The organism is Haloarcula sp. CBA1115, from assembly GCF_000827835.1.
Taxonomy (GTDB): Archaea; Halobacteriota; Halobacteria; order Halobacteriales; family Haloarculaceae; genus Haloarcula; species Haloarcula hispanica.
This window is the reverse complement of sequence record NZ_CP010529.1, coordinates 280,889-303,480: the sequence shown is the minus strand read 5'-3', so window position 1 is coordinate 303,480 and position 22,592 is coordinate 280,889. Positions and strand designations below refer to the sequence as shown.

The following is a 22,592-nucleotide window of genomic DNA, read 5'->3' as shown; positions in this document are numbered from 1 at the left end:
GACAGATGCAGGTCGGCGGTCGTCACCGATTGTGGCGATAATTATGACCTCACTACTGCTGATTCATCTCGGATATTGTAATCACGGCACATGATTTATGTTTGGCAATCTATTGGTTAGTTCTGAAGGTTAGAATTGAATGCAAATTGCGACGAAAATTTGGGATAGTGGGTGGGGAGCAGTCTTCCTAACCGTCTACACAGGCGTGGCCATCCAACTCGTCAGGCCAGAACCACTCTTCCTGAAAACACTGTCCGTCCTCCCGACAATACTGGTCATGTTCCTAGCCGATCAGCAGAACAACCGGCTAATCAACTTCTTCGCCGGAGGCGAACTGAGACGGTCCACAGACCAAATACAGAAAATCACGGGACACGACGACTTCTACGAATCCGCTTCCGAAGAACTCCAGAACCGAGTGGATGACTTCGACCGCCGCGCTTACCAGAAGAATATCTCTATCCTCGCAGGCTTGATTATTGCCTTGACCACTCCCTTCGTCGGGTTCTACCTCCGTGGCACTCTCGGACTGGGTATTGGGCTGGTCATCGGCCTTCTCGCTACTCAACTCCTGACCCGGCGGAGTATCCAGGAACTCAACAGACTCGCACAGAACATCAGTGAGCCGTATACAGCCAAATATGAAAATCAGTAGACTCCACATCGATGGGTTCGCGGTTGAGGATTACCAGACAATCACGAAAGAGGATATCGCTGGTGGTGATCTCCTCCTCAAGGGTGGAAACCGTTCAGGTAAAACCCTGACAATTAACGCTCTTTTGTATGCACTCTACGGCCCCCGGGCTACACTCGGTATCCAGCCCGGGCGAACGAGCACAGTAGAAATCCAGTTCGATAACGGGCACCAACTCCATCGCGGTGGGGGAGGTCGCTCCTACGATGATGGTACAGAGGAAGTCGAAAAAGAAGCCGCTGAGGATCTCCTCGAAGAGCTAATCGGGCCAGAGGACATCACCACTCTCCAGTTCGTTCACTCCGAGACCGACAAACTCCCACTCTCTCGGCTCTCGAAACCACAACTGATTCAGTCTATCCGCCAGATAATTGGAAGCAATCTTCAACAAGAACTTGAGGACTATCGAGACGAACGAGACTCTCTTGAGCAGGAGATCGAGCAGGTTAGACGTACCGAGCTGGCACCGGTTCAGCGAGAGTTGGAGGAAATTGATATTGGGCAGGTCGAAAGCCGGCTTGAGAAAATCGAGAAGCTTCAGTCGCTTATTGACACCGGGCGAATCGAAATCATCAGAGATCGGCTCTTAGAAAACGAGGAACTCAACGAGGAACTACAGGACCTCTACGACCGGAAGCGAACGATAGAACAGGAACTCAGAAAGAAAGACCGCCAGTTGCGTGAGGCCCGCCGGTATACACAAGAGGTCAACGACCTCATCCTCAACGCGATTGAAGAGCTGTCTTGTCCTGTCTGTGACCAAGTTGTCGCGGAGAGTACTGCTAATCATAGGCTAGATCGAGGCAAGTGCCCACACTGTGGGCAAGATCGGTCTCTGGATGATCTGAAAACGAATCTTCGCAGCCGTGTTGAGTCCGCTGACGACACAGTAAACCAGCTAGAAGCGGGGATTGAGGAGCTGAAAGAGGAACAAGCTGAGATAGAAAATGAAATCGATTCAATTCAGGCATCCATCCCGGACCTATCGGATCTAAACGACCTTACCAAGTTCACGCTTGAGGACAACAACTATGATATTGAGGCCGTTGCTGAGCGAACCAAAAATGAACTTGAGCAGCACCGTGCCGAGGTAGATCGCCTCAACACCCAGAAACAGTCGCTCGAAGAGGAGCGTGATGAGATTCAGGACTCCTTGGACGAGATGGATGAATCGCTGGAACAGGTGACGGAGCGCATTGATGAACTCGAACGAGACAGCTTCGAAGAGATCGTGATGTCGTTCCAAGAGAAGTGGTCAGAAAATTATGAAGCCCTTGCTGGAGAATTGGGCCTTGAGGTCCGGGTAGAGGAAGACGGTCAGATTCTCCTTCCGGGTAACGGGGGACCGCGGAAATACAGTGAATTGAGTACGGGTGAATCGCGACTGCTGAACTTGGCGTTCGCACACACGGCCGCATCTGTGGCGAGAGAGAACGAAAATTCGGATGACAGCTTCGAGGTTGTGGTCCTTGACGAGCCGTTCGCTAATCTGGAAGATGACCAGCGTGACAGCGCAATAGATTTCATTCGGGACACGGATATCCAGTACATCATCGCGTCCTCAAATGAGTCTCTACAACGGCACTTCGACCCTCACCAAGTGGAGGGCCTGCAGACGATGACTGTCCAGCTAACGTGGGATGATCTCGATGAGTGACGACAAGAACCACCACCCACGTCTAATGATGTTGAGCGAAGCTGGTGGTCGGATTGAAGGGAGGACAAAGTACCACAAGCTCCTGTTCAATTATGCCGATGAAGAGGCAGAAGAGACTTCGTTACGAATGATAACTGAGGAGCGGGGTCCATACGACCCGGGGCTTTCTCAGGCGATGCAGCGATACATGGACCTTGGACTGCTTGAGGTAGATGATGATGACGAACCGCATGAGATAGAGCAGACTGAGAAAGGCCAGCGATACATGAGTGGGTATGAGCAGGCAAAGATGCGGCTTGACGAGTCCTTCCAGCAGACAAAGGACCGCATCGCGAACACGGTCCGGAAACACGGGGACAAGAGCGCGTACGAGATGGTGCAGCGAGAGAACGTGCAAGATGCGAAAGATAATCCCCACAATAAGGAGCTGTAAGATGGTAGCTCGGATTCAACAGGACGAATTTGTTCCAGATGAAGGCTAAAAGCTAGTGCTTTCTACGGTCCTGCGAAATTGGACGTTTATATACCTGACCGGCGGCACACAAAATCTCGATTGTGGTCTTTTGACCCTGTTATGGAGGTGTCTCCATAGGCTTATATCTATGGAGGTAATAACATAGGATAGCGGATGGCGTCCTACACTACCATCGAAGACTGGCGGGATGTCAAAGACGGCTACGTCGTTGCTGTGACCATCCGACAGACGGACGATGAATAAGTACCCGTGTGGTTGGGATTACAGCCTCCGTCTTGGGGAGGTCGGCGGAGACACGATCCTCCGATACGACAATGCCCACGAACGGACGAAAGGGCACGAGCGCCACATTCACGACGATGTTGAATACATCGAGTTTCCGGGGATGCTGACGCTTTACGACCGCTTCAAGGAGGAGGCTACCGAACTATCGCCCGTTTCGTGGAACTGGTCACCGTAGGACGCTGCCGGGAGGAACACAATGCCCACACTCAAAGTCACCGTCGGAAATAGCGACCATCTCGACCAGCGCACGCGTAGTCGACTCAAGGCCGCTCAGGAGGGCGAAGACCTTGACGACGCCCAACCGACACTGAACTTCGACTCGTACGCCGAACTCAGTCGTCTCCTCAGTCCGAAGAATCTGGAGCTGTTGGAGGCGATCTCCGAACATGAACCGGCGAGCATCCGCGAGGCTGCTGAACTGGTTGACCGAGACTACAAGCAGGTACACCGGAACCTCTCTGAACTTGCAGATATCGACGTTATCGAATTTCAGGGCGGTGGACCGGGCGAAGCAAAGAAGCCGCTGTTGGCCTACGACGGTCTCGAAATCGACATTCCATTCACAGGGTCGAACGGGAACACTGGTACTGTTGCACCGTAGTTTATCGCTGAAGTTCTGCTTCGGTCAGAGTTCGGCCTCAGTGACGGTTTCGTCGATCATGTGAATCACTACTCAGTATCGACGGTATTGAATGTGCTATTCAGTCCTATGAATTCACGAACTAGTCAAACACATAGCGTAAACCCCATTTCACAGGCTATTTTGACACAGATATCCCCTGTACTTACCGACTCCATGTGTATCCCTTATTTCTCAGTTCGTTTCCCTGACAATCCGTGACAGTTCAGCACCGATATTTTCCTCCGTCTGGAAACTAATCTGGTTATTTTCTTCGTCGCCAGTTATCAATGTTATATTGTATACAGTGGTCTCTTCAAAATCAAATAAACTAGAAAACCCCTCGAAATCATCCCAATTAAAAACGACAAATCCTAGTCCTAGAATGAAACCTATCCCAGCCAGTAGAATTTGAGCATTATTTTCTGCTACAAGCAAAATAAATAGCCCACCAAATAGTGAAATAAAACCTAGAATGAGGTCACGCTGAGTCCCCGTTGAACTATACTTAGGACTTGTTTCAACTTCAACCGAACTGATATGTGAATATTCAATATCTTTCGAGTTGCCAGAATCAGTTATTGCCAATAACCTCATATTAGTTGCTGCAAAGATTACACTGCCCTTGATCGCATTGGTAAGACCAGATTTTACTTGGCCATCCCACTGAAGACGTACTTCTTCGTTCGTCGTCAAATAACCCTCCACATCCATCTGATGACTAGATGCTAACAGTGTATATATCCGTTTTGCTAAAGTACTACTACAATATATAACATAGTATACACATATTGGAACTAACGATAATCCGCTCTTTCTCTGAGGCAGCGGAGCACATTTTGTATATAACTCCGAACTGGCGACCTCTGGTGGACTACACGCCGAGTTTCGAGTGAAAGGGGCTGTTTGTTACGACTATAAAACAAATCGTCCTTGTGTTTTCCCACAAGGATTAACCAATGTCAACGCCAACGTTGACGTATCAATGGCGACCGCAGATGAGCAGATACGAGTGAGCGATCGAGTGAAGCGACAGCTTGACCGCCGTCGACGTGAGGGTGAATCGTTCAACGACGTGCTCGAACGCGTCCTTGATGAGAGTGAAGATGCTGGCTTTTACGACGGGTTCGGGATTCTTTCTGATGAGGACGCCGACTGGATTCGAGACAAGCGCGAGAACTCGAAAGAGAAGCGGAAAGAGCGGATGCGACGGTTAGGCGAGGATACATGAGGGTTCTTGATGCGAACTTCCTTATCGATTACCTGAGCGGTCACCCTGCCACAGAAACGTACTACGAATCGAACGGCGGTGAGGAAGAGCTATGGGTAATGCCTGCTCCTGCCCACGCTGAAGCACTCGTTGGTGTCGGAAACCTCCCATCGGGCGATCTCGAAGAGGCGGTTGAAGCGCTGTCGTGGGGTGAAATATACGAAATCAGCGAAGATCTGTCGGTTGAAGCGGGACGAATCGCTGACGAGGTTGGATCACAGGAACCATATCTTGACGGCGTTGACGCGCTCGTTGCCGCGGTCGGACGAGAACTTGATGCGACAGTGGTCTCGGTCGACGGTGACCTCACTCATGAGGAAACCAAACAAGTCGTCGACGTTGAAGAGTATCGCTGATTACCCAAACGAACTCGTCTTTGCACTCTTCAGACGAGGCGCACAACCGCCACGGGTTATCAAGCCAGTCGAAACAACTGTAGCAGAGGTCGGCTAGGTAGATTCGTCATGCATGGCTCCCTGCGAAGTTTATAATACCGACACTATCGTGCATGTGCAACCCACCTGTCTGATTTCAGTTGTAAGAGAATATTGTCTCTGAGATGATCTCTCGGAAGTGGTCAATATCAATGCTCTCAGCAACGTATCCTGTGGGTGAGAGGTGATTTCGATCTTCAGAGACGACGTTCACCTCTGTCTCCATTATTTCTAAGACATCGCAGATAACTGCACCTCGGGACGGACCGTCTGTAGTATCTACTTCCACGTAGTACGATTCATACTCCAACACATTTCCGATGATATCTGCCCCGACTACCCCATCATGGATCGCCGGAACAGTCGTCCCATATTCCACCTTCATAAGCTCATCTGGGTAATCAAACCACTGAGCGACAGTAGTGAGCGGTGGCGCGGCATCCTCTAGTTTGTCGACAAATTCGGGGAGCACAGTTGCTTGATTCGTCACATCTAAGCCCACCATCCGTGGGAAACCATCTTGCATCACTCGACTGGCAGCCTCTGGATCTCCCCAGAAATTGAATTCAGCGACTGGTGTTGTATTTCCATGCGTATGTGCCGCTCCCCCCATTAGATACAACTCATCAATCTCATCAGGGAGCGTCGGTCGATTGGCGATAGCTAGTGCGATATTTGTGAGGGGGCCGACAGCTGCGATCGTGAGATCAGTACCGTGCGTGGCCACCTGCTCACAGATAAATTCCATCGCAGTCTGATCGACCGGACTGGGTGTTGGACCTGGTAGATCACCTCGAAGTCCGTTCTCGCCGTGGACCCATTCTGCACCACAATGATCCCGAACGAATGGTCGTTCAGCTCCTTTCGCAACTGGAACATCTGTTCTATCGAGCAATTCCAGGACTGACAGCGTGTTCTGTGTTGTATTGGTGAGCGTTGAGTTTCCAGCAACTGTAGTAATACCGACAACATCAATGTCCTCAGCCGCAAGCATCATTGCCAGCAATATTGCGTCATCGTTACCTGTGTCAACGTCCAGAAGTATCTTTCTTCCCATCGTCATACCCCCGTAAAACCCGATAGTAGATATTGTTCTAGAGAACCGCTAGACAGCGTCTTGCTCCTTCTGGTGCGTTTCTCGATGTGTGATGATAGTCCCATCGTGGTGTATACAAAGGGAGAAATATTGGTGAGTTCTGTCGTGAGTATATTCACCTATTTATATAGTATCGGCGATTACCGGGGAACATGCCAACCGTTCAGTTGCGATTCAATGCGGCAGCGTCCGCAGATCCACTGGCTCACATCTCCGTCGAGTTTCCCGAGACTACGTTCACGGTATTGGCGAGTCATCTCACGGACGATGGCCTGCTCGGGCTCGTAGAAATAGCGACGAAGAACCCGACCGCGATCATCCGAAAGTTCGACGACGTACCGAGGATTGATTCGCATGAGGTGGTCTACACTGACGAGCAGACAGTTGTGATTCAGTATCAGTTTCCGGAGGCGGAGCCGTATCGGGCACTTCGGGCAACGGGAAATATCCCGCAGTTTCCGACTCGAATGCAAGATGGCTGGTTATCCACAGAGATGACGGCATCACACGAACGATTAGCAGAATATACAGACACATTAGCAGCTGCTAACATTCCATTCACAATCCAATCGTTATCTCAATCACATCCCCCGGAAGAGTTACTCACGGATCGCCAGTGGGAGTTCATCACCGAAGCGGTTGAGCGTGGCTACTATGACAGCCCCCGCCGTTGTACGCTCACGGAGTTGGCAGACACGTTTGCGGTTAACTCTTCAGCTGCAAGCGGGGTGTTGCACCGTGCTGAAGGACGAATAATCACGGAGTTCGTCAACTCTGTCGAGAATCGTTCCGGGACGTGATCTGAAGCTGACTAGATTGAGCCGTCATGTAGAGAGGCCTGCGAACTAGAAGGATGATGGCAGATATCCAACGTAAGTGGTACTGTGACCTCAGTGAGAGCGGGGCATCGACTTCACGCCAAGAGTACCAGTTTCTCCAAGAACACGTCGACGAGTACGACGTAGTGGTCGTGCACGAACTCGACCGGCTCGGACGGTCGTTCGCCGACCTCGCCGGCTTCGTAGAGGACCTCCGCGAGCAGCACATCGACATCGACCTCGTGAACCAACCCATCGGGACCGTCGGTGAAGACGACTGGATGGCCGAGATGATGCTCAACATGATGATGGTATTTGCCGACGCCGGGCGCAAGATGATCCGCTCGCGCGTCCAGGAGGGCATCGACGCCGCCATCGCCGACGGCAAGCGTGTCGGTCGACCACCGTTCGGCTACACCGTCGAGGAGGCTTCCTCCAGCAGATTCCCTCAGAGTACGTTCGCGTACAGAGCTTCATCCGCGAGGTTCGCAAAGGTCGCGAGAAGAAGGCTCCCGCCGCGTTCTTCGAGATACCCGACTCGAAGATTCGAAGTATCCTCGCACGAGCTGAGGCGAACTACGACATCCCGTTCGACAACGATCAGTGGCGGCTCGAACGCGCAAAGGTCGACACCGGCGAGAAGGAACTCCCCTCGCTCAGTACGCGGAACGAATCGGACCGGTTATAGTCTCGCTTGCGGTACGATCGGATACCCGACACAACCTATGGCACAGCACTCACCGAACCACAGGACGTAATCGACTGGGTGATACTGCTCAGCGTCCGCGTGTCGGGTGATCCGTGGTGGTGGTGAGAAACATGCCAGAGGTATGTCACCAAAGCCAGAGTCGGACGCGGACGTACCCGACACGGATGCACGTATCGACGCGAAACCACCCGCCACAAACCCGCTGGACGACACTGCGGAGATGGTTGCAGCGGCTCTCGTCGCCGACGCCACCGATCATCACGAACAGGCGCACTTTTTCGAGAGCAAACTCGACGAGGGAGGCGACGTCCTCGACGGATTCGTTGCGGATGTCACGACCATCGCCCAGTCACAGTGCGGGCATTGCGAGGGTTTTGCCGACATCGAGACGCTAATCTGCTATCTCCCGATCGATCATCGCACGTTTGCGGCACACGACGACCACGCACCGTATTCGGGACCGTATCCGATGGCGCTACTGGTGCGGGCGTTCATCATCGAGAAGATCAACGGCTGGGATGAGACCGCGCTCCACGACCACCTACGAGCGAACCCCTCGCTGCGCCGAGATCTTGGGTTCGAGAGTCTCCCGAACCAATCGACGTTCTGGCGCGCGTGGAGCAAGCGTTTCAGCGAGGATCTGCGTGACGCCGTACGGGAGTGCGCCGACAGCATCGTCACGGCCGCGCGTGCCAACGAAGTTTCCCTCCCCGAACGAGTCAGCACCAACGAGACGGACGAAACCAAGACCAACAAGCTTCCGAAACACCAGCTCGTTGCCGAGAGGACCGACGAGGTGTGGCAGCAGGCCAAGCCGTTCGTGACCGACGCCTTCGCACTCGACCGCGGGCCGAACTGGCAGATCCACGAGAACGCCTTCTGGGAACAGCACGCCTACATGGGGATGCGCGAGGACATGTACGCCCGCAGCGGCCCGGCATCGTTCTCGCTCGATACGACACGGGAACGGATTCCGACGGGATCGACCCATCGCTACCAGATCGGCAAGCTCTCGGTCGCGGAGATTCGGGAAATGCTCCGAAACACGACACGGATGCTGATCGCTCGTGCGCGCCAGCACGGCGAACTCACCGGGAAGCTCTGGGCGGCTATCGACGTGACCAAGGGATTCCCGTTTACCGGCGACCCAGAGAGTCACGAGGACGACATCCTCGGACACAGGGATGAAGACGAGTACTACCAGTGGGCGGTGCTCAAAATCGTCGGAAGAGACGTTCCGTTGGTGCTTGACGCTATCCCGCGCGTGCGCGGCCAATCGAAAGACGAGATCGTCGAGAAACTCCTGACGAAAGCGACCGAGATGGTGAATCTCGATCTCGTGATGATGGATCGCGAGTTCGACAGCGAGTCGGTGAAAGGCACCTGCGAGGAATACGACGTCCACTACCTCAACCCGACGCGTATCTACACCAATCGCGACGAGGCCGACACCATCGAGTGGATGTACCGCAACGGCGAACGGTTTCACGTCACCGAAGAGAAAGCCGACGGCACGCCGATACGCAAGCAGGTCTACCTCCCGAGGCAGTCGCACTCGGACAATGAGGACGAAGACAGCGGTCTCTCGGAGATATGGCAAGAGATGTGCGGCGAGTGGGAGTTCGAGGACATAGAGGGTGAACCGAGCGAAAGAATGTCGTTCTCACGGCTGCTCGCGGACATTCAACGCGAAGAGGCAGTCGAAGAGCGTAAGCAGAAAGCAGAGAACGGCGACGTTGACACTGCCGGTACCGTCGTCTTCGAGACGAACCACCCCTACGTGACCGCCGGTGACACCGACGGTCAGCAGATGGACGCGAGAGCGTTCGTCCACATGATTGAGCGGCTAATTCGCTGGTATCGGCATCGTTGGGGGATCGAGAACGGGTGCAAGAAGCAAAAACACTTCATGGTGCGAACCACCTCCACCGAGCGCGACTATCGCTTCTTCAATTTCGCGTTCGCATGTGTGCTCTACAACGTCTGGCGGTTGGTGGACCTGCTGGTGAAACTCGCCATCGATGGTGAGAGCCGTACGTACGCACCGCGAGTGGACGCGAACCAATTTCTGACCGTCGCCAAGCAGTGCTACGGGCTCGATCCGCCTGACTGAGGTTCGGTTGTCCCCTGTGACGCCCGTTCGTGAGCGACAGCTCTCTTGGGCGGTTATTTGTTTCGCGATTTGATGCCATGATTCTGAAATCGTGATCCGATTCCATCCACAGCTCATTTGGCACACCAAGAAAACGGCTGGAACGAACCCCAGTCTGTGCATTCAGCGGCCACCTAGCCGACTTCAGAACTGTAGCGGTTGGCCTCGCCGGCAAAATTTTGTGTTCCTCTATCGGGTGAGAGGATGACTGACTTGACACTCGGTACGTTCGGAGACGGAGACAGCGCCAACGACGACCTCGATCCTGATGCCGTAAGCATTGCCCGATGCGCGACGACGTGTCGCGCTCTTGATCGTGACGACGGCAGTTGGGCAGCCCCGGATGAGGACTGGGGGCTGACAACGCAGCGGCCGGTGTCGGCGATCAACACGTCGGCTGGTCGAGCAACCAAACAGCAAACGCGCTGGGTCGTCGACGGGGATGTCGGGGCATATGTTGAGCAGTACGCGACCGGCGACCTGCTGCAAATCCCAAACACGTACGGCGAGTTCAGTTCAGTCGACACTCGAGTTACATTCGTCGACGGACTTGCTGACAGCTACGGGTACGGCATTGACGCCCAGGCTCTCGAAAAGGCATTGCGGGTCCTCACTGGCGGTGGCCGATACACTGCATCGCAATATACCGCCATCCCGTGTGGGAAACAGCCGTGGATTCTGACGGGGCCAAAAGGGACGCTCCTGTGCAGTTGTATGCCCGTCGAACAGCCGGAGAATCCATACACGAGGAAGCTTCGGACGCCAGAGACGACCCTGCAGATTGAGGAGCAGAACCAAACGGTCCGCACGGGGGCTGCTGAGTTTGCCCACCTGCTATCCGACGCTCTCGGTGTCGATATCGAAAGCGTAGAGTATGCAACAGTACGCGGGCAAACCCAGCACTCGTTCGTCGGCGAGGAGGACAAGTTCACGATCAAAGCCAGTGACTTAGCACAGTTGCACGGGTTGACGAGCGATCCATCTGTCATCCAGGGAGGGGTCAGCCGTGGAGTCCAGCCCCCCAGTGGTGGCGACCCAATCTCGGTTGAGTGGGACGGGCCGGATCATCCGGTTGGATATCTCGACGAGGGAGACGTGATCGCCGGCTACGAGTTTACGTGGGAACAACCCGAAGAGTCGCTGGAAGACGTTGCAGTCGTTCGCGAGTACCGGATCACACGGAACTACTCGCGCTGGACGGTTGACTACAATACCCATCGCCTCGCGTCGGTGGTCCCCTGACCGGCCGTTGTGAATACGGCGAACATATTCATGACGGCAGCAGTCCGTAGAAGTCGGACAAGCAGGATTCGGGATAATACATTAGCTTCGCAAGGCTGATATTGAATCCATATCCGGCATACGTATGACGGATGAAGCCACGCTCCGTATATACCTCCGTTCAATCCGCACAGCACTCGTCGCTATGGCGGTATCAATCCTCACAGCCGGACTCATCATCGCTGACGAAGATGGATTAGGATTTCCTCTATTCATTATCACACTACTCATCTGCGCCTATGCGTTTGTGTCCCCGTTCCTTCGCGGTCAATAGGCACACTTCCAGAGCAGCTGTTTCACCCTTCCTGATGGATACAGAAACCGTATTCACAGCAAATGTGCCATCGACGCCGCCAACGGCATATTTTGTGTGCCCTCCAGGAAGTGGAGGGTAATCGAAATGTCACAGTCCACAGCGGCCAGCAGCACCGAAGCAGCAACCACAGACGCCAAAACGAGCGTGCCAGAGACGCCAGCGGACGGTGAAGCGGAACTCGACACTGCGGACCTCCTGTCGCTCGATGCTCCGCAGTATCTCCGGATCAGCGGCGAGGTCCAGTTGTTTGAGCGGATTTTCGCGGCGGCTGGCACGGTCACAGACAAGACACGGATAGGAATTACAGAGTCGGGAATCGCCATCCGGGCGGCTGACCTGCAGGGTCACGCGATGGTCGACTTGCGTGTTTCTGGGAGTTCGTTCACCTCTTTCGATGCAGGGAGGGGAACGTTGGGGGTGGACGTCGGACGAGTTCGCGATGCACTCTCGGTCGGCGATGCAGGCGACCTTGCACAGTTCGCACTCGATGCAGCGAATAGCACACTGGAAATCAACATCGACGGAATAACGCGCACTATTGATCTTGAGGCGGTTGAATCGCTCCGCTACCCTGTCGAGATGCCGGACATCGACATCCCGGCAACCGTCCATCTGAGTCCAGATGACATCTCGCTCGGTCTCGACGCAGCGGATATGCTTGCCGACCGGTTTGACCTCACCGTTGATTCGGAAACCAGAGAAGCGCGGTTTGCCGCAGACGGCGACACTGACAGCATGACCTACCGGTGGGACGACACCGATCTCATCGCCTTCGAGCCTGCGGATGTCGCAGTGAAACTTGACTCGTCGCTGGTCAAATCAGCTAATGCTGGCCTGCCAGACGGCACGAATCGGGTTCTCCATATCGGAGACTCAGTACCGCTTGTGCTGAAATCGGAGTTCCCCGACGCCGATGGAGCGATGCAATTCGTGATAGCACCGAAGCTCCCGAACTGATTCAGCTTCCTGTGGTTTTCCGGAAACGGTGGTGTGTCTTAACTAACAGCGACCGCCATACTTCCCGACTGTTGGTTAGCGCTAATATGACCGGAGAAGCAACTGTCCCCTTCTATATATGTAATCACAGGGAACTCGGTCGTGTTTAGTTAAGCGTGAAAAGTGAGGCGGACGGATTTCTTGCTGGTTCATGGCAGAAATCAGCCGCCTCAGTGGACATAGAGAGTGGATTGATTTGGATTTTGTGGAGCGCGAGCGGACACCCAAGCCAGCGATGGCGCTCGGTATTCAAGCGCACGTTGCGGGGCTGTCGCTGTCGAATACCGTCGATTTACTCGACTCGCTGGGTGTCCAACGCAGTCGAAAGGCCGTCCACGATTGGGTGCAGAAAGCCGATTTACAGCCAGAATCCGGGAAAGAGCCGAATCAAGTTGCGCTCGACGAAACAGTGATTCGCATCAACGATCAGCAATTCTGGCTGTATGCCGCCGCCGATCCGCAGTCGAACGAACTGCTTCACGTCCGGTTGTTTGCGACGACTACGACCATCCTCACAGAAGTTTTCCTGCGCGAACTTCGGCAAAAGCACGATGTCGAAACTGCCGTCTTTCTCGTCGATGGCGCTCAACACCTCCAAACTGCACTGCAACGAGCTGGACTCCGATTTCAGATGTGTCGCCACGGAAATCGGAACGCTGTCGAACGGATTTTCCGAGAGCTGAAGCGTCGAACCTCGTCGTTTTCGAATTGCTTCAGCCACGTTGAACCGAAAACCGCCGAAAATTGGTTGCAAAGCTTCGCTCGATGGCTCAATGCTACTAACTAAACACTACCGGGAACTCGGCGGCAGAACCAAACCGAAGAACCGTTGGCTCAGACCGCTTTTAGCGGGTTTGCAGCCCTCACCCGACCTCTTGTCGCACTTATTTCTCGGAAGGATCCCAGTGGACCGAGAATATACTGGACGCGGTATCAAGCCACTCTTCTTGGCAATGTCCCAGTTGCTGACAGCTGCAGCGATAGTCTGAAGTTCATGGACTACGGACTGGCTAGTATGACCTCTGATCACAATCACGTTCGTCCGGATGGCGGGATTGACGCGTTGGATCCGCCACCGATGGATGTGATGGACGAAGAGACGCTCAAGCCAGAGACACTAGCCCAGAACGCTGCTCGGCTCGAAACCATTGTCCAACTACTCAACCACCCGGCATTGGCTCGCGTCTACGTCTACGTGTGTTACTGGGGACCGGTTGCTCCACCGGCAATCATGGACGCACTCGATCTCTCGAAATCGACCACCTATGAGTACGTTGATCAGCTCGTTGACCTCGGCTTGGTCGATCGCGATGATTCGACGCGCCCTCAGCAGCTGACTGCTGACCCGGTAATCATCGTTGAGCAGTACGTCCCGATTGTTATCACGCCGACTGTTCTCCACGCCCTTGCGCTTCAGGAAGTCGACGAAGACGTTGAGTATTTCATGGACCGCTACGGTATCGGCAAGCTCATTGCTGCGTTACGGGGTGCTGGACTCCACTTCGCGGGCAAGACAACCCAGCGGATGGTCGCCACTGATATCGACGTTCGCGAGACAGAAGCGATGATGATCATTTACGCGCTGAAACCGGTACTGGCTGTCGGTCAGGAGCATGACCCGTTCTTCGAGTATCTCTTCCCAGACGTACATGATATAATGGACCTCCCTGATCTTGACGAGATATCTGGTGCCCCGGCCCGTACGTCAGCCGATAGGTGAGTTTCTCGGATGGGAACCGACATACCATTCGCTGCCGACCAGGACGTCCTCGTCGACGCAAACATATTCTATGCGATTGGCCGTCCCTCGAACCCTCAGTATCGACGATTTCGGAGTACAATTCAGAACGCCAGCGTTATCTGCAAACTCCCACAGCGCGTGATCGGTGAACTCGGTGGACCAAAGACGGACCGCGTCCAAACAGCGCTCAACGAGGGCTGGGCCACAATCATAGAGGCTCCATCGCCGACAGATGGAGACGCTGTCGCTGGGAGCGATATCGCCAGACGAACCATTGCGAACGAAACCGAACAAGTCGAACACGAAGTGGAGAAAACCGATGCGATTCTTGCGGGGTTAGCCATCCAGTACGTCAGAGACCGGGAAACGACGGGTGTTGCCGTACTCACTGACGATAAGCCAGCCAAGAAGGGGATCAAGAAGGCAGTCCGAGCGCAGGGGTATACGGACTCAATCGCTGTCTACGGATTGGCGGACATCATCGGCGATGATCCCGGCGATTCCATGCGCCTGATCTAGTGGTTTTGCGGAAACGGTGGTGTGTCTTAACCAACAGCGACCGCCATATTCCTCCATTGTTGGTTAACGCTAATTTTGTGTTTCCCCGGTCGAGTGAGGGGATTTCCTCTATGGACCCGACCGAAACAGTTCCAGACTACGAGCGCAGTCTCTGAGAGACGTTCAAGCTGCTCTGTTGAATAGCTGTGACTCAACATCTATTCAACAGGTAGGCCGATTTGATAGTGTTCGTCGCTTCAACCACCAGTACCACCACCGGGAGACGGGGGGTATGAGAGTGTAACTACTGACGGCTTGGAACCCATTTAGGTCTAAGTCAACTGACCTCCACGGGGGGTGAAAGAGTGTAAAATCGGCAAATTCAGCAATCAGAGAGTACCTTACACTCAAGATTTGAACCTAGAGTTCTCCTGGACTTTCTGGGAGTGATTTTATATTAAGATAAACTTTTCGCTAGATGATAGTATAGTTATAGATAGAAGGAATACCTAAAGAGTGGGTAATCGATACAAGAACCTCTCTAACACTTAATCGGGTATATTGACTAGACCACTAGATTTCTTCATTCTTTGGCGTTTTATATCCGAAGTATCACCTCGACTGTTACAGTCCTCTCCTCCACACATTCCTGTGGCTGTTTACACTCTCATACCCCCCGTCCCCGTGGAGTTACACTCTCGGCCACCCCATGTCACTCTCATCACTCTACCGGGGGGTTTTATGAAATATGGGATTTATACCTCAAACAAGATGACACAGGGATTCGGGGATAGGGACACGATATACGAAAATATTGACGTCCTTGAGGCTGATGTCGGGAAATACAAACCGACCGATCTCCCCGAACGGGAGGAAGAACTTGACAAGATCCACATGGCGCTCCGGCCTGTAACTCTGGATGGCTCTCCCCGCGATATTCTCGTTTATGGTCCGACTGGCCAGGGAAAAACTGCGGGTGTCAAACTAAAATCTGAGCAACTTCAAGAGTGGGCTAATCAAGAAGGGGTGCAACTGGAAGTCATCCATCTCCCCTGCAAGGGAGCTGACCGTTCATACCACGTCCTAACCAGACTTGTCAAAGAACTTCGCGAAGTACGCAAGGGTCAGGGGGTTGACGAACCCAGTGGATACCAACGGAAACGGCTGTTTGAAATGGTTCTTGACGAACTTGAGACTATTGGCGGGACTGTCATCATCATTCTTGATGAGATTGATTCCATTGGGGAAGATGACTACATTCTCTACGAACTCTCTCGAGCTAACCCCGATGACGTCAAAATCGGAATCATCGGTATTACAAACGACCTACAGTTCCGGAATAATCTCGACGCTGATGTCCGTTCATCGCTTGGACAGCGTGAAATCACGTTCAACCCCTACAACGCTGATCATCTTCAAAATATTCTTGCTCGTCGTACTGCTCAGGCGCTCCGGGACACACACTTTGAAGACGGACATGAGGATTTTGCCCATCTGAAAAGCGATGTACTTGAGGAAGGTACGATACCTCTGACTGCATCACTCGCCGCACAGGAAACAGGCGACGCTAGACAGGCCATTGAATTGCTGTCCTACGCCTGTGATCTCGCTGATGACGAAGGTGTCGGAATGGTTGGCGAACGCCATGTTCGTGCCGCGAAAGAGGAGATCGAGAGAGAAGCTCTCATCGATACGATTGGTGCTGAAACTACGCAGCGGAAAATCGCACTCCTCACCGTTGTTTCTGCTGAACTGAATGATGCGACGGGTGAAACCACGGCACTCCATCAACTGTACTCCAATCTCTGTGAGTACATTGACGCCAATGAACTCAAACAGCATACATTTAGAGAAAAGCTGAATGACCTCGTCCATTCAAATGTCTTGTCGAAAGACCGTCATGGTCGCGGACGGGGACAAGGAATGTCGAATATGTACACACTCGCTGGAGATGTTAACCCCGATTCGGTCTTAGATGCCTTGGAAGATGATTCGCGTGTTGGGCATATTGTGGAAGTCATTGGCTCCTGATTTCAGGACCCCAAACCAGTTTGATTAATTCCCCTTGGTTTGCTTCTGACACAGACTTTGTGCGCTCCTTCGTGGTGCGGAGCAATCATGGACGATACACGACCAGACTATGAACGGTTTGAGCGCCGTCAACTCGCACAAGACCGAGACAATCAACGAGTACAGACAGTCGACGTCGACGAGTCCAAAGCACGGCGGATTGCGCAGGACCTCAGGGCCGCTGGGACGGTCAAAGCAGTGCCCGAGGACCAATGCCTCTTACACCGGCCTTCCAGTGAAAGATTCGATTCTGATACCACTCTGGTCCACTTCCACCGGGGCTGGGAAGCGGCCACCGACGAAGCATAGCCAACAGTGGATTAGTCGTCAGGACTAGCGGGGCCGATGTACTTCGACTTGATTTTGTCTCCATCACGCCACTGCCAGTATCGGTAGCGATTGTCGTTGATTTCCTTGACTGTGACTGACGCCCCGGACGGGACCCCATCGGGTCTGTCATCAGATTCCTCACCCGACGACTCGTCTTCGGCTTCGAGTCGCGATTCCCGATCGCGATACTCGGCCAGTGACTCGGCGTACTTCGCGAGGTCTCGAAGCTGGTCCGCTGACAGAGATGTACACTCACTACCGATGCCCGACGGGAGCGTTGTCGGTGGCGTGGGTTCCGCAGGCATCACGTTAACCAACATTCGGAGCCAGAATCTTCACCCTGTTGGTTAACAGCGGATTTTCTGTCCCCCAGTGGAGGTGCGGGGGCGTGCCCGAGAATGCGTCCCGAAGATAGACCAATGTCAACGATACAGTCAGATACACCAGAGCAGTCCAGCCAGCAGACCACTTGCACCTTCGACGAGTCCGACTCCCGGGACGAGGAGATGCGCGACCAACTCGATGCGTGGGTCGAGGACCTCGCCGACCTCACGAACGAGGCGCAAGCCAGCGAGCAGTTCCAGCAGTGGCTCGATGTGCAGAGCAAGTTCCACGATTACTCGGCCCGGAATACGCTGTTGATCAAGCTCCAGTGTCCCGAAGCAACCCGAGTTGCAGGGTACAATACGTGGCAAGACGAGTTCGACCGGTACGTCCAGCAAGGCGAGGATGCCATCTGGATCTGGGCTCCGATCATCACGAAGAAGTGCCCCGACTGTGGGAACTCGCCGTCGTATCACGAGAACACGGGCTGTGAGTACGACGAGACAGACCCCGAACAATGGCGTCGAGGGCTAGTCGGGTTCCGGCCAACGTCGGTGTTCGATATCTCCCAGACAGAGGGTGAGCCGCTTCCCGAACTAGAGACAGAAGCACACGGCGACCCGGATGGACTTGTCGAGGACCTGTTGGACGCGACCGACGAGGTCGGCGTCGACGCGAGAATCGTCGCTCCAGAAGAGTGGGAGCATGGGTCTGCACGGGGTGTCTGCCAGCGTCGGAGCGTGATGACCACGAATCCGATGATCGAAGCGGTTGACCGGGAGAATCGGGCCGCCCTCGCGAGTACACTGATTCACGAGTTCGCCCATGCGGATCTTCACTTCAATGTCGAGGATGAGGCGGAGCGGTCGAAACGCGAGGTCGAAGCCGAGGCAGTCGCCTACGTGGTCAGTCGTCACTTCGGGCTGGACCCCGACAACTCGGCGTTCTACCTCGCAGCGTGGGACGGCGACGCACCAGAGACGCTTCGGGACCGGCTGGACCGAATCTCATCGACTGCGGCGGATTTGATCGACGCCGTCGAAGGTGCCAGCTGAGCAGTCGGTCGTGCTTTTCCAGACGTGCCTGAGAGCCGTTTTTTGTGTCTTCCTTGCTGGGTGGAGAGAGTCAAGTATGCGTTCAACACTGATACCACAGCCGGGAGCAGTAAACCCACACATCGAACACCTCTTCGACGTGTTCCGGGAGTCCACTCGGACAGCTGTTACGTCCTGTTCTCTGGCCTTGCACGCGACGTACTCGTTGAAGCGACGGAACGCCACAGGGGATACCACGACGCCTCTGGTAGGTTCCCACGGATATCAATCAGGTCCGTTCAAGAATAACGAAAACGGACGAGCCTCCGATCCAAAGTGGCCACATCTATGACTGAAAAATCTCCGCATGACATGATTTCCCGCAAGGCTCGAAGGACAACTGAGTGCCAATCAGATCTCACCTATGAGGTGGGAACAATCTCCGATACCGGGTATCAATCAATGTATCTTCTCCGTACAACTCTGTGAAGAACTGCCGAGAATCAGGGTGGTTCGAGACAGACCAGTGTCGAATCGTCCTCGTTGTGTGATTCACAGGCGACGAACAGCGCCCCATCACCGACGGCGAGTCCCTGAATACCACCACTCTCGATGATATGAGTCCATCGTGTTGCACCAACCCTTATTCCTCCGACCCCGACACCACCTGATAGATCGAATGCGTGAACATCACCTTTCACCGGAGCATAGATTGTGTCGCCGGCCGCGACAGGGGCCGCGTTATCGAAGTCTGCGCTCACCTGCCAGTGACGGTTCCTGTCGTAGACTCGGAGCGACGAAAGTGATTCCCAGCCCGTACTGTATACCCACGACCCAGCGTAGACGGGCGGTGATCCGGTGTGGCTCTCGGTGGCTATCCAGTCGTTGATGCCGGCGTTGGCTCCATCTTGTAGGTTCCGGAGTGGGCCACTGAACGTGCTGACAACGATGCCGTTGTCCGTCGGTACTATTCCTTCGATCTGGCTCCCTACTTTACGACGCCAGCGTTCTCCCGGTTCTTCTCCGGTGCCATTGAGGGAATATGCATACACCTCGCCGCCGACAGTACCAATATATAATCGAGGGCTGCGGAACGCCATTGTCCTAACCGCACCGAATACATCGATCTGCCAGTGCTCGTCACCGTTCGCTGGGTCAAGCGCGCGAACGGTCCCATCGTCGTTTGCGACGAGTACGAACGGTTCGCTGACGAGTCGACCGGTGATCGGATGGGGCGGACTGTGGATGTGGCCGGCACCAGTCAGAGACCATAGCTTATCGCCAGTGTCAGCATCGACAGCGAAAACCGTGTCATCATCGCTCGTCGTAACGTAGACGATACCGTCGTGGACCGCCGGGGGTGAGGGCCAAGGATGCTGGGTCGGTGCAAATTGCCATAACTCCTCACCCGAGTCTCCATCGAGCGCGAGCAGTCCCTCTGCATCCGGTGCGAAGACTATCCCGTCCGCAATGGCCGGCGTGCTGATATCCGAACCACTATCGGCGGCCCACCGCTCTCGGACGTCCGTTTGGGGTGCCACGGCATCGGGTGTAAACGCCGTGTTGTGGGGATCGTGGCGGGGCATTGGCCAGTCAGTCGTCGTATCGCTCCCGGGTGAGAACTGTGATTCGCTGGATTCGAGACAGCCGGCGGTTCCGATGAGAGCCACGCCACTAAGGCCGCCGAGAAGTTCGCGCCTGGAGGGCATCATTTGGAATGTGATCCTATATGTGAAGGGCTTTCTGGGTTCTCTCCACGCCATACCGTCGGTGGCCTGTTCCCTGACTTAGATGGGGTAATCTACACGGGAAAGTAGTTTTTGCCGCGCCTGCCAGGTGGGCGCGCTCGGTGTTGTTCATGTCTTCTGAGGCGCGACACTCTTGGTCAGCGACGGCTGTCAGCGATGCACAGCAGACTGAGTACATTGGGTTCCTTCACCGGGAGCCGTTCGTAATCGACGCTTACCGGCTTGGATTCGCCGTCGGCGTTCGCGAGGACTACTCGTATCAGTCCAAACTGCGGAACGTCGACATCCCGATTGAGATTCTAGACAACGACTTCCGGAATCCAGACTTGGACCGGTACATCGAACGCTTCGAGCAGTACGAGCCATCGGTCGGGATGCTTGGCGACGCATACGACCAGCAGGAAGCGCGACGGTACAACCAAGCCGCACGGGAGCTGAAGCGGAAGTTTCCGGGGACAGAGGTCATCATCGTCCCGAAGTGCCGCGACGCAATCGACGTGATCGACGACGACATTGTCTTGGGCTACCCGATGGGCTACTCCGACCAGACTGCTGACGAATACACGGATATTGTAGATTGGCGAGGGCGGCGAGTGCATCTGCTGGGGGCAAGTCCGACGAAGCAGTATCCGGTGATCGAGGAGCTGACACAGCCGCGTGTGACCGGTGAAGAACCAGCAGATATTGTTGGCGTCGACTGGAACGGGGTTCATCTGGCGGCGCTTCACGGCGAGTACTTCTCACCACACGGCTACGGGAGTGCGGACCACCTCTCGATCCGGGAGACGGTTCGAGAGAGCCTGCGACACATCCGGTCATACTGGAAATCGCGGGGTGTGTGGCCGACCGTGAAGAAAGACCGGACCCCGCTAACAGCGGAACCGATGGACCCTGTCTGGGCTGCTGACGGTTCGAGAGCAACTGTGAGTGGCCTTGAGGATGCGATTGTCGTTGAGTACGAGAACGGACAGACGCTCGCGTACCGGAGCCAACACGAACGAGACAGGGTGGAATACCGGGCAGGGCTCACTCCCACTGAGGTCCACGGCTAGAGCCGACCGGACAGCCTCAGAGAGTTTTGTGACTCCCTGGTGGGGTGAGGGAAACAGATGACTACCACTCAGACTGAGCGAACTCGTGGCCGCTTCGTACTCATCGGATGCGGCGATGCGAAAACCGACCAGCCAGTTGCAGCTCGCGATCTCTATACATCCTCGTACTTCTCGGTCAAGCGATCGTATGCCGAGGCAGCTGTCCAGTGGGCTCGAACTGCTGACCGACGAGCGAACACTTGGGCGGTTCTCTCTGCAGAACACGGGATCTTGATGCCCCGGCAGACGGTCGCTCCGTATGATACGACCATTGAGGACCTGCGCGGCGAACCCATCGAGGGAGAAGCTAATTATCGGCTGCCGTCAGGGGAACAGGTCGAAACCCGCCTTGACCGCTGGGCGCTCCGTGTCCACTCGTCTCTCGGTGATTGGCTCCGGCGGCCTTATGCTGCCGATCAGCAGGAGTCCCCCTGCCGGGAGTTGGTCGTTCTGGCCGGCAGCGACTACGTCGACGCGCTGCGTGAGCGCGACATCTTCGACGGCCGGCCAACTGCGATTCGTACTGGACGAGAGACGTACACTGCCCTCCCGCCGAAAGCGACAGTCCGCTTCCCCTTCCAGGAGCGTGACTTCGACGGGATGTTCGACCAGATGGACTGGCTTTCAGACCGCGTCGAAGAACTCTCGGCAGCAGCGGCTCCAGCTCGACGATCAGAACTCTCGGCCTTTGACGGCGGCTTCGAGCGCGATTCTGCTACGTGGCAAACAGGCCACAGTGGCGTCGACGTCGAGGGGACTGAGCAGGCAGGGCTGGATGCATTCGAGAACGTCCCCGAACGGTTCCTTGCCACGAGACAAACGAGTCTTGCGACCGACGGCGGGGAAGGAGAACAGGGTGGATAGCACGCAAACCCACGATACCGACTGTGTTAACCAACACTCATCGCTTCTGTTGGTTAACGCGCTGTGTCGGGCGGTTTTCTGTTCCTCTGT

22 protein-coding genes and 2 pseudogenes are annotated in these 22,592 nt (G+C 54.8%); 19 read left to right on the top strand and 5 right to left on the bottom strand.

All coding sequences use genetic code 11. The features are described from left to right. Positions 1 to 139 precede the first annotated feature (139 nt). The 5 genes and pseudogenes from SG26_RS01335 (at position 140) to SG26_RS01315 (ending at position 3,712) form a co-directional block, all read left to right on the top strand. On the top strand, positions 140 to 655 hold the full coding sequence (locus SG26_RS01335; protein ID WP_050036645.1) for a hypothetical protein: 516 nt from the start codon (positions 140 to 142) through the stop codon (positions 653 to 655). Beyond that, on the top strand, positions 642 to 2,351 hold the full coding sequence (locus SG26_RS01330) for an SbcC/MukB-like Walker B domain-containing protein (RefSeq protein WP_050036644.1): 1,710 nt from the start codon (positions 642 to 644) through the stop codon (positions 2,349 to 2,351). The genes SG26_RS01335 and SG26_RS01330 overlap by 14 nt, the downstream gene beginning before the upstream one ends. Then, positions 2,344 to 2,784: a hypothetical protein gene (locus SG26_RS01325; RefSeq protein ID WP_014030646.1), complete on the top strand. Its 441-nt coding sequence runs from the start codon at positions 2,344 to 2,346 to the stop codon at positions 2,782 to 2,784. Before SG26_RS01330 ends, SG26_RS01325 begins: the two co-directional genes overlap by 8 nt. Before the next feature lie 195 nt (positions 2,785 to 2,979). Further along, a pseudogene (locus SG26_RS01320) lies at positions 2,980 to 3,286 on the top strand (DUF6516 family protein). 21 nt (positions 3,287 to 3,307) lie between these two features. Beyond that, on the top strand, positions 3,308 to 3,712 hold the full coding sequence (locus SG26_RS01315; RefSeq protein WP_050036643.1) for a transcriptional regulator: 405 nt from the start codon (positions 3,308 to 3,310) through the stop codon (positions 3,710 to 3,712). Between the two features lie 213 nt (positions 3,713 to 3,925). Here SG26_RS01315 and SG26_RS01310 read toward each other — a convergent pair whose 3' ends face one another. After that, a complete protein-coding gene (locus SG26_RS01310) occupies positions 3,926 to 4,444 on the bottom strand; it encodes a PH domain-containing protein (RefSeq protein WP_050036642.1) in 519 nt (172 codons plus the stop codon). A gap of 271 nt (positions 4,445 to 4,715) precedes the next feature. On the opposite strand from SG26_RS01310, the gene SG26_RS01305 reads away from it, so the two are divergent. Both SG26_RS01305 and SG26_RS01300 read left to right on the top strand, forming a co-directional pair. Then, positions 4,716 to 4,961 (top strand): antitoxin VapB family protein, encoded by a 246-nt coding sequence (locus SG26_RS01305; RefSeq protein WP_050036641.1) that lies wholly within the window; start codon positions 4,716 to 4,718, stop codon positions 4,959 to 4,961. After that, positions 4,958 to 5,356: a PIN domain-containing protein gene (locus SG26_RS01300; protein ID WP_050036640.1), complete on the top strand. Its 399-nt coding sequence runs from the start codon at positions 4,958 to 4,960 to the stop codon at positions 5,354 to 5,356. The genes SG26_RS01305 and SG26_RS01300 overlap by 4 nt, the downstream gene beginning before the upstream one ends. A 175-nt stretch (positions 5,357 to 5,531) precedes the next feature. Here the strand turns inward: SG26_RS01300 and SG26_RS01295 are convergent, their stop codons facing one another. Continuing rightward, positions 5,532 to 6,497 (bottom strand): nucleoside hydrolase, encoded by a 966-nt coding sequence (locus SG26_RS01295; protein WP_228841617.1) that lies wholly within the window; start codon positions 6,495 to 6,497, stop codon positions 5,532 to 5,534. 185 nt (positions 6,498 to 6,682) lie between these two features. Between SG26_RS01295 and SG26_RS01290 the strand changes: the two genes are divergently transcribed. From SG26_RS01290 to SG26_RS01245, 9 genes and pseudogenes are all read left to right on the top strand, one after another. Continuing rightward, complete coding sequence (locus SG26_RS01290; protein ID WP_050036639.1) at positions 6,683 to 7,330, top strand: helix-turn-helix domain-containing protein; 648 nt, start codon at positions 6,683 to 6,685, stop codon at positions 7,328 to 7,330. A gap of 74 nt (positions 7,331 to 7,404) precedes the next feature. Then, a pseudogene (locus SG26_RS01285) lies at positions 7,405 to 8,036 on the top strand (recombinase family protein); the annotation flags it as partial. A gap of 241 nt (positions 8,037 to 8,277) precedes the next feature. After that, positions 8,278 to 10,170 (top strand): transposase, encoded by a 1,893-nt coding sequence (locus SG26_RS01280; RefSeq protein ID WP_050038230.1) that lies wholly within the window; start codon positions 8,278 to 8,280, stop codon positions 10,168 to 10,170. A 243-nt stretch (positions 10,171 to 10,413) separates the two neighbouring features. Beyond that, complete coding sequence (locus tag SG26_RS01275; RefSeq protein ID WP_050036638.1) at positions 10,414 to 11,451, top strand: hypothetical protein; 1,038 nt, start codon at positions 10,414 to 10,416, stop codon at positions 11,449 to 11,451. A 439-nt stretch (positions 11,452 to 11,890) separates the two neighbouring features. Further along, positions 11,891 to 12,763 carry a DNA polymerase gene (locus SG26_RS01265; protein ID WP_050036637.1) on the top strand — a complete coding sequence of 291 codons (873 nt, stop codon included), beginning with the start codon at positions 11,891 to 11,893 and terminating at the stop codon, positions 12,761 to 12,763. A 190-nt stretch (positions 12,764 to 12,953) separates the two neighbouring features. Continuing rightward, positions 12,954 to 13,589, top strand: a complete 636-nt coding sequence (locus SG26_RS01260; protein WP_050036636.1) for an IS6 family transposase — start codon at positions 12,954 to 12,956, stop codon at positions 13,587 to 13,589. Positions 13,590 to 13,817: 228 nt separating this feature from the next. Continuing rightward, on the top strand, positions 13,818 to 14,522 hold the full coding sequence (locus SG26_RS01255; RefSeq protein WP_079980839.1) for a helix-turn-helix domain-containing protein: 705 nt from the start codon (positions 13,818 to 13,820) through the stop codon (positions 14,520 to 14,522). Positions 14,523 to 14,531: 9 nt separating this feature from the next. After that, positions 14,532 to 15,062, top strand: coding sequence for a hypothetical protein (locus tag SG26_RS01250; protein ID WP_050036634.1), 531 nt, complete (start codon positions 14,532 to 14,534; stop codon positions 15,060 to 15,062). Positions 15,063 to 15,812: 750 nt separating this feature from the next. After that, positions 15,813 to 17,072: a Cdc6/Cdc18 family protein gene (locus SG26_RS01245; RefSeq protein WP_050036633.1), complete on the top strand. Its 1,260-nt coding sequence runs from the start codon at positions 15,813 to 15,815 to the stop codon at positions 17,070 to 17,072. Positions 17,073 to 17,431: 359 nt separating this feature from the next. Here SG26_RS01245 and SG26_RS01235 read toward each other — a convergent pair whose 3' ends face one another. After that, positions 17,432 to 17,746: a hypothetical protein gene (locus SG26_RS01235; RefSeq protein WP_050036631.1), complete on the bottom strand. Its 315-nt coding sequence runs from the start codon at positions 17,744 to 17,746 to the stop codon at positions 17,432 to 17,434. Positions 17,747 to 17,860: 114 nt separating this feature from the next. Between SG26_RS01235 and SG26_RS01230 the strand changes: the two genes are divergently transcribed. Beyond that, positions 17,861 to 18,820 carry an ArdC-like ssDNA-binding domain-containing protein gene (locus SG26_RS01230; protein ID WP_050036630.1) on the top strand — a complete coding sequence of 320 codons (960 nt, stop codon included), beginning with the start codon at positions 17,861 to 17,863 and terminating at the stop codon, positions 18,818 to 18,820. Here the strand turns inward: SG26_RS01230 and SG26_RS22170 are convergent. Both SG26_RS22170 and SG26_RS01225 read right to left on the bottom strand, forming a co-directional pair. Further along, on the bottom strand, positions 18,773 to 19,045 hold the full coding sequence (locus tag SG26_RS22170) for a zinc ribbon domain-containing protein (protein ID WP_369804292.1): 273 nt from the start codon (positions 19,043 to 19,045) through the stop codon (positions 18,773 to 18,775). The genes SG26_RS01230 and SG26_RS22170 overlap by 48 nt on opposite strands. 257 nt (positions 19,046 to 19,302) lie before the next feature. Next, a complete protein-coding gene (locus SG26_RS01225; RefSeq protein WP_050038229.1) occupies positions 19,303 to 20,508 on the bottom strand; it encodes a PQQ-binding-like beta-propeller repeat protein in 1,206 nt (401 codons plus the stop codon). A 149-nt stretch (positions 20,509 to 20,657) separates the two neighbouring features. Here SG26_RS01225 and SG26_RS01220 point away from each other — a divergent pair, with 149 nt between their 5' ends. Beyond that, complete coding sequence (locus SG26_RS01220; RefSeq protein WP_050038228.1) at positions 20,658 to 21,599, top strand: DUF6610 family protein; 942 nt, start codon at positions 20,658 to 20,660, stop codon at positions 21,597 to 21,599. Positions 21,600 to 21,656: 57 nt separating this feature from the next. After that, positions 21,657 to 22,502: a DUF6884 domain-containing protein gene (locus tag SG26_RS01215; RefSeq protein WP_050036629.1), complete on the top strand. Its 846-nt coding sequence runs from the start codon at positions 21,657 to 21,659 to the stop codon at positions 22,500 to 22,502. Positions 22,503 to 22,592 lie beyond the last annotated feature (90 nt).

Excerpts from the sequence above, each read along its gene's own strand:
- SG26_RS01280 (WP_050038230.1), top strand. The coding sequence starts at position 8,278 with ATGGTTGCAGCGGCTCTCGTCGCCGACGCCACCGATCATCACGAACAG.
- SG26_RS01275 (WP_050036638.1), top strand. The coding sequence starts at position 10,414 with ATGACTGACTTGACACTCGGTACGTTCGGAGACGGAGACAGCGCCAAC.
- SG26_RS01235 (WP_050036631.1), bottom strand. The coding sequence starts at position 17,746 with ATGCCTGCGGAACCCACGCCACCGACAACGCTCCCGTCGGGCATCGGT.
- SG26_RS01335 (WP_050036645.1), top strand. The coding sequence starts at position 140 with ATGCAAATTGCGACGAAAATTTGGGATAGTGGGTGGGGAGCAGTCTTC.
- SG26_RS01295 (WP_228841617.1), bottom strand. The coding sequence starts at position 6,497 with ATGACGATGGGAAGAAAGATACTTCTGGACGTTGACACAGGTAACGAT.
- SG26_RS01315 (WP_050036643.1), top strand. The coding sequence starts at position 3,308 with ATGCCCACACTCAAAGTCACCGTCGGAAATAGCGACCATCTCGACCAG.
- SG26_RS01250 (WP_050036634.1), top strand. The coding sequence starts at position 14,532 with ATGGGAACCGACATACCATTCGCTGCCGACCAGGACGTCCTCGTCGAC.
- SG26_RS01215 (WP_050036629.1), top strand. The coding sequence starts at position 21,657 with ATGACTACCACTCAGACTGAGCGAACTCGTGGCCGCTTCGTACTCATC.
- SG26_RS01260 (WP_050036636.1), top strand. The coding sequence starts at position 12,954 with ATGGCAGAAATCAGCCGCCTCAGTGGACATAGAGAGTGGATTGATTTG.
- SG26_RS01300 (WP_050036640.1), top strand. The coding sequence starts at position 4,958 with ATGAGGGTTCTTGATGCGAACTTCCTTATCGATTACCTGAGCGGTCAC.
- SG26_RS01290 (WP_050036639.1), top strand. The coding sequence starts at position 6,683 with ATGCCAACCGTTCAGTTGCGATTCAATGCGGCAGCGTCCGCAGATCCA.
- SG26_RS01225 (WP_050038229.1), bottom strand. The coding sequence starts at position 20,508 with ATGCCCTCCAGGCGCGAACTTCTCGGCGGCCTTAGTGGCGTGGCTCTC.
- SG26_RS01325 (WP_014030646.1), top strand. The coding sequence starts at position 2,344 with ATGAGTGACGACAAGAACCACCACCCACGTCTAATGATGTTGAGCGAA.
- SG26_RS01330 (WP_050036644.1), top strand. The coding sequence starts at position 642 with ATGAAAATCAGTAGACTCCACATCGATGGGTTCGCGGTTGAGGATTAC.
- SG26_RS01220 (WP_050038228.1), top strand. The coding sequence starts at position 20,658 with ATGTCTTCTGAGGCGCGACACTCTTGGTCAGCGACGGCTGTCAGCGAT.
- SG26_RS01255 (WP_079980839.1), top strand. The coding sequence starts at position 13,818 with ATGACCTCTGATCACAATCACGTTCGTCCGGATGGCGGGATTGACGCG.
- SG26_RS01265 (WP_050036637.1), top strand. The coding sequence starts at position 11,891 with ATGTCACAGTCCACAGCGGCCAGCAGCACCGAAGCAGCAACCACAGAC.
- SG26_RS01245 (WP_050036633.1), top strand. The coding sequence starts at position 15,813 with ATGACACAGGGATTCGGGGATAGGGACACGATATACGAAAATATTGAC.
- SG26_RS01305 (WP_050036641.1), top strand. The coding sequence starts at position 4,716 with ATGGCGACCGCAGATGAGCAGATACGAGTGAGCGATCGAGTGAAGCGA.
- SG26_RS01310 (WP_050036642.1), bottom strand. The coding sequence starts at position 4,444 with ATGGATGTGGAGGGTTATTTGACGACGAACGAAGAAGTACGTCTTCAG.
- SG26_RS01230 (WP_050036630.1), top strand. The coding sequence starts at position 17,861 with ATGTCAACGATACAGTCAGATACACCAGAGCAGTCCAGCCAGCAGACC.